Source organism: Parundibacterium terreum (assembly GCF_014636315.1).
Classification (GTDB): Bacteria; Pseudomonadota; Gammaproteobacteria; order Burkholderiales; family Burkholderiaceae_D; genus Undibacterium; species Undibacterium terreum.
This window is the reverse complement of the sequence record NZ_BMED01000003.1, coordinates 582,208-595,089: the sequence shown is the minus strand read 5'-3', so window position 1 is coordinate 595,089 and position 12,882 is coordinate 582,208. Positions and strand designations below refer to the sequence as shown.

Sequence of the window (12,882 nt, the reverse complement as noted above, 5' to 3'; positions counted from 1 at the left end):
ATGTTTGAGCGATGCATAAAAAAACAGCAAGCTATAAGCTTGCTGTTTTTTTATCCTTGCCAGGCCAGCCTGGGGCTGAACGCGTTTAGCGTGTTTTACCAGTCATTCCCTTTAGCAGCCTCCAGGCTGCACCAAGAACCACAGGCACGACGGCAGCAGCAACACCTAACAGAATAATGGTATTCAAATGATCACGCAGCAGCGGAATATTGCCAAAGAAATAGCCACTCAACACGACCGACAATACCCACAGCAGCGCGCCCACCACGTTGTAGATCTGGAAGGTCTTGAAAGTCATTTCAGACACACCCGCAACAAAAGGAGCGAAGGTACGCACCAGCGGGATGAAGCGGGCCAGCACAACCGTCTTGCCGCCATGCTTTTCATAAAAAGCATGGGTTTTATTCAATGCATTTTTGTCTATCCAGCGATAGTCATGTTCCAGCACCTTGTGCCCGATCAGGCTGCCTATCCAGTAGTTCAGCGAATTGCCCGCAATGGAGGCAATGATCAGCAAGACTATCAACAGCACCGGATCCATCAAGCCGCGCGCGCACATTGCACCGGCGATGAATAGCAGGGAATCGCCGGGTAAAAAAGGGAAGACCACAAAAGCGGTTTCGCAAAAGATGATCGCAAACAGTACGAAGTAGATCAAAGTCCCGTATTGATCAATCAAGGTACCCAACATTTTGTCGACATGCAAAATCATGTCCAACAACTGCATAAAATCCATAACTATCCTTAGGTACTATCTCGAATTCAAGCCAGAGCGCACAACAGGCCGAGTCGCCCAAAAAGGACGCGGCAGCGTATGCGACGTGCACATTGCGGTTTGAATTGTTCGTTCCCGGTTGCGCCCGGCTTCTGTGACCGGATCGTACGATTGTTGCGGCGCAATCATACACCATGCAGGCGGAAAAACTCCAATATGACATCTTTGTAAGGTTAAAAACTCACCCCCTCGTTCCAGACGGGGAATCAGGCTTTAGGATGCTTCTCAAGGTTATAATCTAGGTATGAATGCACCTCAAACGCCCTTTCGCCCTATCCAGGCCCTCCCCGACCAACTGATCTCGCAGATCGCCGCAGGCGAAGTGGTGGAGCGCCCGTCCGCTGTTGTCAAAGAACTACTGGAAAATGCCCTTGATGCCGGTTCCACGGCGATCACCGTGCGCCTGGAAGAAGGCGGCGTAAAGCGCATTGCCATTACCGACAACGGACGCGGCATACATCCGGATCAACTGACATTGGCCGTGGCCCGCCATGCAACGTCCAAGATTGCCTCGCTGACGGATCTGGAAAATGTAGGCACGCTTGGTTTTCGTGGCGAGGCGCTGGCTTCTATTGCCTCGGTTGCATTACTGACACTGACTACCCGCACTGCCGATGCCGCTCATGCTTGGCAGATAGAAAACGGCAAGATCAGCCCTTCGTCCGGCGCCCATGGCACGACGGTCGATGTGCAGGATTTGTATTACAACACGCCGGCCCGGCGCAAATTCCTTAAGTCGGAGCAGACCGAATTCGGCCACTGTGCCGAAGTCGTGCGCCGTATCGCACTGGCCCGCCCTGACGTATCATTCTCGCTGGCCCACAACGGCAAAACGGTGGACCACTGGAACGTGGCAGCTATCGACAAACGCAGCGCCCATATCCTGGGCGAAAATTTCGCCAATGCCCGTTTGCCGCTGGATGAGAGTGCCGGCCCGCTCAGGGTACACGGCTTTGTCGGCCTGCCGACTGCCTCCAAGGCACGCGCCGACGCGCAGTTCTTTTATGTGAACGGCCGCTTTGTGCGCGACAAGTTGTTGACGCATGCGGTACGCGCCGCTTATCAGGACGTATTGCACGGCGATCGTTATCCATCTTATGTGCTGGCGCTGGACCTTGACCCGGCCCTGGTCGACGTGAACGTGCATCCATCCAAGATAGAAGTTCGCTTCCGCGATAGCCGCGCTGTGCATCAGTTTGTTTTCCATGCAGTCAGCCGCGCACTGGCACAGACTTCGGCGACCGCCTTTGGCACCGTGCCGGCACCGGTACAGGCCGGCACCAGCGCAATGCCGTGGATGCGCGCCGAGCAGGCCAGCTTTGGCTCTCAGTTTTACGGCAACTCCAATGGCGCGGGTGTAGCGCAGACCACGGCCAGCTATGGTGCACTATTTAATCCCGGCGGCGGCAGTACCTTCACCAATGCGGATGGCGAAATTACTCAGTATGCAAATCCCAACACGGCAACTGCACCCTCCGGCTTCGAGCCTGTGTTTTCGCGGGCAGCCGGCAATACGTTGCCGGAAGACGATCATCCGCTGGGCTTCGCACTGGCGCAACTGCATGGCATCTATGTGCTGGCACAAAACACCAAGGGCCTGGTGCTGGTGGATATGCACGCCGCGCATGAACGCATCCTGTATGAACAGCTAAAGAACGCACTGGACGAAAACAGCATGCCGGTGCAGCCGCTGCTGATCCCGATTACCTTCTATGCAGACGCAGTCGAGGTCGGCACCGTGGAAGAAAACCAGGCCATCCTGCAATCGCTGGGCTTTGATATTGCAGCGATCTCGCCGACCACGCTGGCCGTGCGTGCAGTACCGGCACTGCTGAAAAATGCAGACGCCCAGTCGCTGGCGCGCGATGTGTTGCGCGAGGTGCGGGAATACGGCGGCTCCCGCGTATTGATAGACCGTCGCAACGAATTGCTGGGCACGCTGGCTTGCCATACCGCCGTGCGCGCCAACCGCAGCCTGACCGTGGTGGAAATGAATGCGCTGTTGCGTCAGATGGAACATACGGAGCGCGCAGACCAGTGCAACCACGGCCGTCCAACCTGGGTACAACTGGGCCTGAACGACCTGGACAAGATGTTTTTGCGCGGCCAATGATGGCATGTAGTTTCCGCCCCAGCTTCCACTCCAGTTTCCGCCTTAGCCAGACAAGACCGCAATGAGCAGCACCGCAAAAATAATCTCCATCATGGGCCCCACCGCTTCCGGCAAGACGGCGGCGGCGCTACAGATTGCGCAACATATTCCATCCGAAATCATTTCCGTCGATTCCGCGCTGGTATACCGTGAGATGGACATAGGCACGGCCAAGCCGAATGCCGCCGAGCTGGGCTCGGTGCCGCACCACCTGATCGACATCATCGATCCCAGCGAATCGTATTCGGTAGCCCAGTTCCTGGACGATACGCAAAGCCTGGTCAAGGACATCCAGAGCCGCGGCAAACTGCCGTTGCTGGTGGGCGGCACTATGATGTATTTCAAGGCCCTGCTGGACGGCCTGGACGATCTGCCGCCGGCAGATCCTGCGCTGCGCGCAGAACTGGATGCAGAAGCGGCCCGCATAGGCGTACCTGGCCAGCACGCAAGGCTGGCCACACTGGACCCCATCACAGCCGCCCGCCTCAAACCTAACGACTCGCAACGCATACAGCGCGCACTGGAGATCATCACACTGACCGGACAGGCCATGTCCACCTTGCTGGCACAGCAAACCCGGCCCGCACGCCCCTTTGAAATGCTGTCCATCGCGCTGGAACCTTCGGACCGTGCAGCTCTGCATCAGCGTATCGCCACCCGCTTCGACACCATGCTGGAACAAGGCTTCCTGGATGAGGTGCGCGCACTGCGCCAGCGCGGCGACCTGCATCCTAATTTGCCGTCGATACGCTGCGTAGGCTACCGGCAGGCATGGGACTATCTGGACGGTAATTGCAGCATGGAAGAAATGCGCGAACTCGGCATTATCGCCACCCGCCAGCTAGCCAAACGCCAGCTCACCTGGTTGCGCTCAATACCGGAACGCATCGTCATCGACTGCCTGCAGCCGGACGCAACCCAGCAAGTGCTGCAACTGGTCCTGCAGAATAGCCAGGCGACAGAATAACGAAGCCAGGATTAGCCAGACAGCATGCCGTTTTAACTATATTTGGCGAAATATTAGCCATAGGCTTGACACCCTAATACCGGAATGGCATAATCGCAGGCTTCTTGGTGATATAGCTCAGTTGGTTAGAGCACAGCACTCATAATGCTGGGGTCGGTGGTTCAAGTCCACCTATCACCACCAGATCTACGTTAAAGAGCTTCTTTGACGTCTTAAAACCCGCTTCTAGCCCAGTGCTGATGCGGGTTTTTTGTTTGATGAAGTCTTCTGATGCCCACTCACATTCAAGTTTTTTGCTGTACTTTTTCGAGCGCCTACTTGCATCCAAAAAAATAGGCATCTGTAAAACACTGAAGCTGATCGTGTCGCTCCCCCACATCCAATCCAAAACGGCAAAGCCAAACGGATCTCCAATTGGTTGCTCATAGCCGCCCCATGAATACTAAGTCGCGCGACTGAAACTGCCGCCACGAATCACTTACCCATTCACATAAGTTGCCGCACCTCAAACGATCCGCAATTTATCAACTTATCTTTTACGGAAGTTATCCAGAGCAGGCAACTGGAATCCTTGCACCGGCAATCCTGCCCCTAGCTATGCCCCTCTAGTATCTAAGCTAGTTCGCCCCCACGCCGTCCTCAGTCACCAAAGACTATAGGGCAGGTTTTTAGCTTTCCCGAAATAAATTATCAGATTGACTACATCTGTAGAACACGTGATAATTCAGGACATTGAAGTTGTAATCATCACACCAGTTTTCAGATATTTTCCAGTGCAGGACAGGCCCAGGGAGGGGTCGCATGACATGAAGAAATCGTTGTCAGTTCGCCCCTTGATGCTGGCCTTGAGCTTGCTCCTGGCGGCATGTTCAGGCGGGAATCAGTCATCTGTCGCACCGCCGGCTGAACCTTCGGCCGACGCCAAGCTCGCCAGCGCCATCCGTAACGACCCGCAGTTGCCTCTGATCCGCGCCAAAGCCAAGCAACTTATTGCCACGGGCTCATCTGCAGGCAGCATTTATGCAGAAGTGTTTATCCGCGATCTCAATACCTTTGTCGAACTCGCCATCGAAGCGCAGGGAGCGCCTATCGTGCGGTCCCAGCTTCGGCTATTCCTGGACCACCAGGCCGACGATGGAAACATCCTTGACGCGATCGATACCCAGAATGGATCCAGCTACAAGAATACGGTCGAGAGCGACCAGGAGAGTTCCCTGGTTCAGGCTGTCGCCAAATACGTAGCAATCACCGGCGACAAAGCCTTTTTGTCGGAAGATATCCGCGGTGTTTCTGCAATGGGGCGGCTGGAAAATGCCATGATGTTCCTCTACACGCAACGGTACTCAAGCAAGTACGGACTGATTTTCGGCGGCACGCGGGCAGATTGGGGTGATGTGCAGCCCGAGGATTCTCCCGGCACAATCTTGAATGCGGCCAGCCATCCCAGCCTCAGCATTTATGACAATGCCATGCTGACTTTGGCCCTGGTCGACATGCAAACCCTGGAAAAAGCAGCCGCGCGCGATGCCAGCGCCTGGGCCGGACGGGAGCGCGATTTACGTAGCGCAGTACGGGCTTACTTGTGGAATGGCACGCAGTTCATCCCACACATCTATCTTGAAAAGGGATCGCCTATCCCGGCCGATTTCGACGAGTCGCGGGTTTATTTTCAGGGCGGCACAGCCGTGGCCATCCAGGCCGGTTTGCTGCTGCCAGCCGAAGTCGATCAGGCTTTTACTCGGATGATCAAGAACAAGATCGATTCCAAATCAGGAAGCATCGGTGTCAGCCTTTATCCGCCTTATCCGGCAGGCTTCTTCAAGAACCCGCATATGGGGTCGGAATACGTGTACCAGAACGGCGGCGACTGGCCATGGTTCGGCGCGCGTATCATTCAGCAGATGATCGCGCGCGGACAAGTGCAGCTTGCCTACCAGGAGCTTGCTCCCATGCTGAACCGGGTAGTTCGGGACGATGCATTCTACGAATGGTATACCCCCGACGGGATCAAGCAAGGATCGAACGACTATCGGGGCTCTGCGGGGCAACTTGTCAAGGCAATCGACATGCTCCAGGCATGGGCAGCGCAGCACTGATATCCAACTGGCTGATGCCTGAAAATTGCTAGCGCAGACGACAGGAATTCTGCCTGGCTGTGGCCCTAGCTCAGCCCCTGGCTACCAGGAACATACCTCAGGCAACGCCAACCTATCCAGGTTGGCGTTTTTGTTTCAGCGGCGCAAATTCTTTGTGTCGGGACTTTTCCGGTTTTTATGCGGCGACAGCACAAAATATCAAAACTGATGCGCAGCCTTGATGCACCATGCCTGCATTACCAATCAAGCGGGAATCCAGTATGCAAATCGATCATCATCAAGTTTGGGAAACGTACACTTCCGCCTGGAAGGCAGAAAGTGCCGACGACAAACATCCGCTTGTAGCAGCCACTCTGGCACAGCAATGCACTTACCAGGACCCGCTGGCCAAGGTCAGCGGCCGGGACGAGCTGATTGCCTATATGTTAAATTTCCATCAACAGCTACCCGGCGCACATTTTGTCACGCGCCGTTTCCGCTTTCATCATGGGCAGAGCGTTGCACAGTGGGATATGCTTGATGCACAAGGCAAGCTCATCGGTGACGGTGTCAGCGTAGGCCATTACAATGAAGCAGGCCAGCTTGTAACAATAAGCGGCTTCTTCGATATCTAATATTTTTCAGCGCTGTGATGGGATGCCGGTGAACTATCTGAATCAAATACAGCGAGGCATCGACTTCATCGAAACCTATCTGGAGGAGGACATTCCGTTGGCGACGGTGGCGCGGGAAGCTGGTTTGAGCCAATGGCACTATCAGCGTATTTTCAAGGCATTGACCAAGGAAACGCTGAAGAACTATATACGCGCGCGGCGCCTAGCCAATGCACTGGACAAATTGCTGGAAACGCGCATGGGCATTCTCAATATCGCTATCCTGGCTGGCTACAATAGCCAGGAAGCATTCACGCGGGCATTCAAAGAACACTACGCATTGACGCCGAATGAATTCCGCCAGCGCGGGCGGCGTAATCTTATCGTGCGCAAGCTGAAAATAGACGAGAGCTATCTGCGCCATATCCACCACAACATGGAGCATATTCCCGAACTTGATACACGGCCGGCGATGCTGCTGGTTGGCATGCACACGCGCTTTTATGGCAGCGACTCGGACAAGAATAATCTGGGCGAGCAACTTCCTCCGCTGTGGGAACGCTTCATCGCACGACTAGCGGAGGTGGAACATACCGTGCCGGGATGCTGTTATGGTGTTGTACTGCCAGCGGCAGGAGACTCCGACGAACTGGAGTACTATGCCGCCATCGAAGTACGGCAAATAGATGCGCTACCTGCGGGCATGCACAAGATTGAAATCCCGGCTACAAATTATGCGACGTTTCTGCATCGCGGCGTAGGCAAGCTGGTTGACCAGACGGTTGATTTTATTTATTCGAGCTGGTTATGCCAGTCTGAATACCGCCATAACGGCGGCCCCGATCTGGAAATCTACGATGCCAGCTTCGATCCACTGTCCGAAAATTCCCAGATGCGCTACGCAATTCCGATTGCTTGACGCGACACTCCTAGTGGGCATGCAAGGTCCCGCTTTTCATGCAAACGAACTAGCGCGCAGCTGATTTGAAACGCAGAGACATCGGGTCAACGACGTGCGTTGCCCGGGCACTCTATCAATCCTGCAACAACGCCGGCAAACTGGTAGTCACCGCAATCAGAAGCGCCAGTTCCGATCCGGAAAAGATATTTTGCTCGAAGGCTTCCGAATCGATAATGCCCAGCACCTTCCCATCCTGCGCCAATAGCGGCAGGCAGGCTTCTGCCTGTACCTTGGGGTCGCAGGTGTAATACTCTCCGCCGGCAGCGACATAGGACTCCACGTTATTGATGATGCGCCCCTTGCCGCTCAATCCTACAGTGCTGTTGTTGCTGATCGCAGCAAATTCAGGCGTAAGCGGGAATTCCGCCCTGGACATTGCGCCGAAATACGCCAGCTTGGCCAATACCGTCTCACCTTGCGGATTGACCAGCTTTTGATAGACGCCAAACCATTGGCTGCGGCTGTGCTGCTGATAAAAATTCACTACGGCTGTCACTTGCTGCAATAAGCGGAGCTTGGCCGGGCTTTTGCCGCCCAGGGTCGCTTCCAGGTTATACGGTTCCGGTGCAGCTTGGCCGAACAGCGAGCAGGAGCCGCCCTCACCCAGCTCAGGAACCTGATATTGCCACTGCGGCTCGGATGCAGCCGTTGCAATGGCGGACTGCAATTGCTGCTGGTAGCGCGAAACCTGCTCCGCAAAATCGGATGGCAATTCAGACAAGCGGATACCGCTGTTAATGAGATAAGACTCGAGAGACATTATAGAAATTCCGGCAATTGAAAAAACGGCTCAGTCTATCAGAAAACGGGAATCGGATTTAGCTGCGGGGGAAACCCCAACTTGTGCGGGCCAGCTGCAAGCTAGCCCTCTGGAATTAGATAGGAAGAACCAGGCTCAATCGACCAGCAGGCTAAAACCAGCCGTATAGACTTCTCCCGGAGCTACCACCGCCCCGCCTTTTTCTGCCTGGGTATGCGATGCCAGGTTCAGCCAGTCTGTGCAATTGCTGGCAGGCTCCACACAAAAGAAATCCTGCCCGGCAGGCGTGTAAAGCACTACATAGTCAAACGGCGACGAAGCCTGCAGCTTCATGCTGCGTGCGGGGCCTGCATCGCTTGCAGGCCAGGTCACATTTGCAATACGGTCCCAGCCTGCGAAGTTATTATCCAACGCAAAATCATCGACGCGTATGCCTTCCTTCAGCTTTTGCAACAAAGGCGGCTGGTCCAGCGTGGTAGGCATCACTTCATGATCGCCCTGCCACATGCCTTGCGCGGACAGCGTCAGGCGGGTGTCGGGTTCGCGCACAAAATAAGGATGATGGCCTATGCCCAGTGGCATGGGAACATTATCGGTGTTTTTCACTTCCATCGTGATGAACAAGCCCTGCTCCGTCAGGCTGACATGCTGGCTTGCCTTGAATTTAAAAGGCCAGCCACCGTTGTCATTATCCGGACCGGGAAAATCCAGGTGCAGGCTTGCAGACGCTGCTTCGTGCTGCACGCAACTCCATGCGCGGGTCCATCCGAAGCCGTGCAAGGGGTGGCGCCGCGCGCCGGACGGTACAGAGACCTGCCGGCCATCGAATACCGCTTTGCCATCGCGTATGCGGTTGCAAAAAGGGATCATGGGAAAGCTGGCCATGCCCTCGGCACTTTTGTTTTTCAACGCAAGCTCGCTGGCAGGCCGCAGCCAATGTGTCTGGATACCGTGCCGTAAACGATAAAAGCTGGCGATAGAGCCGCCAGCTTCCAGTGCGATGCTTACCCTGAGATCACCATTGCTGAGCTTAATCAGCAACGGCTGCTCCTGGATGCTGGCGCCCTCGCTCATGATGCTTTCGAGCCCGATTGTTTTTGACGTATACCGGCCATGCGCTGTACAAAGGCCGCTGCATTGGCTGTCACTGCGGCGTAATCGCCTTTTGCAGCGGGAGCAGTCAGGCTGCCGCCTATGCCGACCGCAACCGCGCCCTGCTCAAACCACAAGTGCAGATTTTCCAGGGTAACGCCGCCGGTGGGCATCAGCGGCGCTTGCGGCAGCGGCGCGCGCAACGCTTTGATATAGGCCGGGCTGAAGGCTTCCGCAGGAAAAACCTTGATGATGTCTGCACCTGCTTCCAGCGCTGTCAATATCTCGGTTGGCGTCATTGCACCGGGCATGGATAATACCTGATAGCGCTGGCACAGGCGTATGGTCTCTGTGCTGACGCTGGGCGAAATAATGAACTTGGCGCCGGCCAGGATGGCCAGGCGCGCGGTTTCCGGGTCCAGCACCGTGCCGGCACCGAGAAATACTTTATCGCCATGGCGCTGGCGCAGGGTTTTGATCACATCCAGCGTATCCGGCGTAGTGAATGCAATTTCCAGCGCATCCATGCCGCCTGCGATGCAGGCCTCTGCTAGTTGCAATGCCGCGTCTGCGGTATCGGCCCTGACAATGGCGACCATGCCGCGATCGAGTATGGCCTGGAATAATGTGTGTTTCAGCATGTGATCCTTAGTGTAGTGCTTGATGTGGCCTTGGCGTGATCTTGCTGCGGTTCTTGATGCGCCCCTCACATCAGAAGCGTTCATATCAAGATGTTAGCCAGTGATGAAGCGGTTTTCTGCAAGCCCGCGTATGCCTTGCAACTGTGCATGGAATAGTCCGCCGGCCTGCGGCTGCCTGGCGATACGCTCTTCCGACATCGACTCACGGGCCGTGGTGACAAATAGCTGATCCAGTTGCTCGCCACCCAGGCATACGCAGCTAGGCTGCGAGGTTGGCACATCCAGGCTGATGTCAACGCGGCCGTCGGGTGCATAGCGCACAACGCGCTTGCCGCCCCATTGGGCATTCCATAGAAAACCTTCCGCATCGATGCAGGAGCCATCCGGTGCGCCCGTATCGGCACTCAAATCGGCAAATATATGGAACTGGCCGGCATCGGTATTGCCGCTGCCATAACCGTCCCAGCGATGGATAATGCCTTGCATGGAATCGCAATAGAACATGGAATTACCGTCCGGGCTGAAGCAGATGCTATTCGCTATCGCGATAGACGGCAGCGGCAGGCGTTCCAGCGACAGGTCCGCATTCAGGCGATAGAAACTGCCTATGGCTGTCTTCTCTTCTGCTTCATTCATGGTGCCAAAGACAAAGCGCCCCTGACGGTCGCAACGGCCGTCATTCAGGCGGGTATCTGGTAAATCGGCTTCCACCTTGCAAATCGGCGTGATGGCCGCGGTGGTCAAATCAAAAAATGAAAAACCGGATGCAAACCCTGCAAGGAGGCGGTTGCTGTCTTCGGTAAAAGCGAAGTTGCACAGACGCTCAGGCAACTCCCAGGTCTGCGTCTCACCGCTTACTGGGGAATGCGCATGCAGGCGAGCGGACTGGATATCGGTCCAGAATACGCGCCGGGTGCGGTCACACCACAGCACGCATTCGCCTAACTGGTTCTTGGCATCGACTAGCAGATTTACTTGGCTCATGGTCGCACAGAGTTTGGTTGAGGGTCAGCGCATTGTATGACTATTGCCGTACTTATAGTATGACTATGGTACGGCAATACTAAGGCCATCATTTATCTTAATGGCCGTATCACCGTCTGCGTCAATGCGATTCTCTCGGTACTGCTGCACCGCGGCAACCCACCAGGAAGTCCAGATCCACGCCCTGATCAGCCTGCAATACATGCTTGATATACATTTCCTGGTACCCGCCGCGCATGGCAGGCTCCGGTGCCTTCCACTCGCTTTGGCGGCGGGCCAGTTCTTCATCGCTCACATCCAGGTGCAAGCGGCGGCCTGCCACATCCAGTTCTATCATGTCGCCATCGCGCACAAGCGCCAACGGGCCGCCCATCGCCGCTTCCGGCGCCACGTGCAAGACCACAGTGCCAAAGGCGGTGCCGCTCATGCGTGCATCGGAAATGCGCACCATATCGCGTACGCCCTGTTCCAGCAATTTCTTGGGCAAACCCATATTGCCGACTTCCGCCATGCCTGGATAACCCTTGGGGCCGCAGTTCTGCAGCACCATGATGCAGCTCGCATCGATATCCAGATCCGGATCATCCACTCTTTCCTTGTAGTGTTCTATGCTGTTGAACACGACCGCGCGGCCGCGATGCTGCATCAGATCAGGCGTTGCCGCAGATGGCTTGATGATTGCGCCGCGTGGGGACAGATTGCCTTTCAATACCGCAATACCGCCCTCTTCCTTAAACGGCGTATTCACCGAGTGAATTACGTCCGTGTTGAAGTTCTCTGCCTCTTCCACATTTTTTGCCAGGCTTTGACCGGTCACGGTCAGTGCATCGCCATGCAGGCTTTGCAGCAAGTCCTTGATGATCACAGGCAGGCCGCCTGCGTAGTAAAAATCTTCCATCAGATACTGGCCGGACGGCATCAGGTTCAGCAAGCAAGGGATTTCGCGGCCCAGCCTGTCCCAGTCGGCCAGTGTCAGGTCAACGCCGATGCGGCCGGCAATCGCCAGCAGATGGACTACTGCGTTGGTGGAACCGCCTATCGCGCCATTGACCATGATGGCATTTTCAAATGCCTGCTTGGTCAGGATTTGAGACAGCTTCAAGTCTTCGTGCACCATATCAACGATGCGGCGGCCTGTCAGTTGCGCCTGCAATTTGCGGCGTGCATCGACGGCAGGAATCGCCGCATTGCCCGGCAAAGTCACGCCCAGAGCTTCGACCATGCTGGCCATGGTGGAGGCTGTACCCATGGTCATGCAGTGGCCGGTGGAGCGGGACATGCAGGATTCTGCCTGCTTGAAACTGTTCAATGTCATGCGGCCTGCGCGCAGGTCTTCAGAAAATTTCCAGACATCGGTGCCGGAGCCGATAGGCTTGCCGCGGTAATTGCCGTTCAGCATAGGGCCGCCGGACAATACGATGGTAGGCAGATCGCAACTGGCAGCGCCCATCAGCAGGGCCGGCGTCGTTTTATCGCAGCCGGTCAGCAGTACAACGCCGTCGATAGGATTGGCGCGTATCGATTCTTCCACGTCCATGCTCGCCAGGTTGCGGAACAGCATTGCCGTCGGGCGCAGATTGGATTCACCCAGGGACATCGCAGGAAACTCGACAGGAAAACCGCCCGCTTCCAGCACGCCGCGCTTGACCGATTCTGCCAGCTCACGGAAATGGCCGTTGCAAGGTGTAAGCTCGGACCAGGTATTGCAGATACCGATGACGGGCCGGCCGTCGAAGGCATCGCTAGGGTAGCCCTGGTTTTTCATCCAGCTACGGTGGATGAAGCTGTCTTTATCATCGCCGCCAAACCAGGCGTGCGAACGTAGGGGTTTCTTAGCTTGTGTCATGTTTCTGATCTGTCT

11 protein-coding genes and 1 tRNA gene are annotated in these 12,882 nt (G+C 55.8%); 6 read left to right on the top strand and 6 right to left on the bottom strand.

The features are described 5' to 3' along the window. Positions 1-85: 85 nt before the first annotated feature. Positions 86-736 (bottom strand): VTT domain-containing protein, encoded by a 651-nt coding sequence (locus IEW12_RS17425; protein ID WP_188567340.1) that lies wholly within the window; start codon positions 734-736, stop codon positions 86-88. Between the two features lie 283 nt (positions 737-1,019). Here IEW12_RS17425 and mutL point away from each other — a divergent pair, with 283 nt between their 5' ends. The 6 genes from mutL to IEW12_RS17395 all read left to right on the top strand — a co-directional run bounded on the left by mutL (position 1,020) and on the right by IEW12_RS17395 (position 7,502). Further along, on the top strand, positions 1,020-2,888 hold the full coding sequence (gene mutL, locus IEW12_RS17420; RefSeq protein ID WP_188567339.1) for a DNA mismatch repair endonuclease MutL: 1,869 nt from the start codon (positions 1,020-1,022) through the stop codon (positions 2,886-2,888). Between the two features lie 61 nt (positions 2,889-2,949). After that, on the top strand, positions 2,950-3,894 hold the full coding sequence (miaA, locus tag IEW12_RS17415; protein ID WP_188567338.1) for a tRNA (adenosine(37)-N6)-dimethylallyltransferase MiaA: 945 nt from the start codon (positions 2,950-2,952) through the stop codon (positions 3,892-3,894). A 106-nt stretch (positions 3,895-4,000) separates the two neighbouring features. Continuing rightward, positions 4,001-4,077 (top strand) — tRNA-Met (locus IEW12_RS17410). Positions 4,078-4,700: 623 nt separating this feature from the next. Further along, a complete protein-coding gene (locus IEW12_RS17405; RefSeq protein ID WP_188567337.1) occupies positions 4,701-5,990 on the top strand; it encodes an amylo-alpha-1,6-glucosidase in 1,290 nt (429 codons plus the stop codon). Positions 5,991-6,250: 260 nt separating this feature from the next. Continuing rightward, positions 6,251-6,604, top strand: a complete 354-nt coding sequence (locus IEW12_RS17400; protein WP_229751178.1) for a nuclear transport factor 2 family protein — start codon at positions 6,251-6,253, stop codon at positions 6,602-6,604. Between the two features lie 28 nt (positions 6,605-6,632). Further along, positions 6,633-7,502 (top strand): AraC family transcriptional regulator, encoded by an 870-nt coding sequence (locus IEW12_RS17395; protein ID WP_188567335.1) that lies wholly within the window; start codon positions 6,633-6,635, stop codon positions 7,500-7,502. Between the two features lie 115 nt (positions 7,503-7,617). On the opposite strand, the gene IEW12_RS17390 is transcribed toward IEW12_RS17395, so the two are convergent. From IEW12_RS17390 to araD, 5 genes are all read right to left on the bottom strand, one after another. Then, complete coding sequence (locus tag IEW12_RS17390; protein WP_188567334.1) at positions 7,618-8,304, bottom strand: GAF domain-containing protein; 687 nt, start codon at positions 8,302-8,304, stop codon at positions 7,618-7,620. Positions 8,305-8,439: 135 nt separating this feature from the next. Next, positions 8,440-9,378 carry an aldose 1-epimerase gene (locus tag IEW12_RS17385; protein ID WP_188567333.1) on the bottom strand — a complete coding sequence of 313 codons (939 nt, stop codon included), beginning with the start codon at positions 9,376-9,378 and terminating at the stop codon, positions 8,440-8,442. Beyond that, positions 9,375-10,037, bottom strand: a complete 663-nt coding sequence (locus IEW12_RS17380; RefSeq protein ID WP_188567332.1) for a bifunctional 2-keto-4-hydroxyglutarate aldolase/2-keto-3-deoxy-6-phosphogluconate aldolase — start codon at positions 10,035-10,037, stop codon at positions 9,375-9,377. The genes IEW12_RS17385 and IEW12_RS17380 overlap by 4 nt, the downstream gene beginning before the upstream one ends. Before the next feature lie 93 nt (positions 10,038-10,130). Continuing rightward, the gene (locus IEW12_RS17375; protein ID WP_188567331.1) at positions 10,131-11,021 is read right to left on the bottom strand and encodes an SMP-30/gluconolactonase/LRE family protein; all 891 of its coding nucleotides are present in this window, start codon (positions 11,019-11,021) and stop codon (positions 10,131-10,133) included. 121 nt (positions 11,022-11,142) lie between these two features. Beyond that, a complete protein-coding gene (gene araD / locus IEW12_RS17370; RefSeq protein ID WP_188567330.1) occupies positions 11,143-12,867 on the bottom strand; it encodes an L-arabinonate dehydratase in 1,725 nt (574 codons plus the stop codon). Positions 12,868-12,882: the final 15 nt, after the last annotated feature.

Bases quoted from the DNA above. Each gene is read 5' to 3' on its own strand.
- IEW12_RS17400 (WP_229751178.1), top strand. From the start codon at position 6,251: ATGCAAATCGATCATCATCAAGTTTGGGAAACGTACACTTCCGCCTGG.
- IEW12_RS17375 (WP_188567331.1), bottom strand. From the start codon at position 11,021: ATGAGCCAAGTAAATCTGCTAGTCGATGCCAAGAACCAGTTAGGCGAA.
- IEW12_RS17385 (WP_188567333.1), bottom strand. From the start codon at position 9,378: ATGAGCGAGGGCGCCAGCATCCAGGAGCAGCCGTTGCTGATTAAGCTC.
- IEW12_RS17390 (WP_188567334.1), bottom strand. From the start codon at position 8,304: ATGTCTCTCGAGTCTTATCTCATTAACAGCGGTATCCGCTTGTCTGAA.
- mutL (WP_188567339.1), top strand. From the start codon at position 1,020: ATGAATGCACCTCAAACGCCCTTTCGCCCTATCCAGGCCCTCCCCGAC.
- IEW12_RS17425 (WP_188567340.1), bottom strand. From the start codon at position 736: ATGGATTTTATGCAGTTGTTGGACATGATTTTGCATGTCGACAAAATG.
- IEW12_RS17405 (WP_188567337.1), top strand. From the start codon at position 4,701: ATGAAGAAATCGTTGTCAGTTCGCCCCTTGATGCTGGCCTTGAGCTTG.
- IEW12_RS17380 (WP_188567332.1), bottom strand. From the start codon at position 10,037: ATGCTGAAACACACATTATTCCAGGCCATACTCGATCGCGGCATGGTC.
- miaA (WP_188567338.1), top strand. From the start codon at position 2,950: ATGAGCAGCACCGCAAAAATAATCTCCATCATGGGCCCCACCGCTTCC.
- araD (WP_188567330.1), bottom strand. From the start codon at position 12,867: ATGACACAAGCTAAGAAACCCCTACGTTCGCACGCCTGGTTTGGCGGC.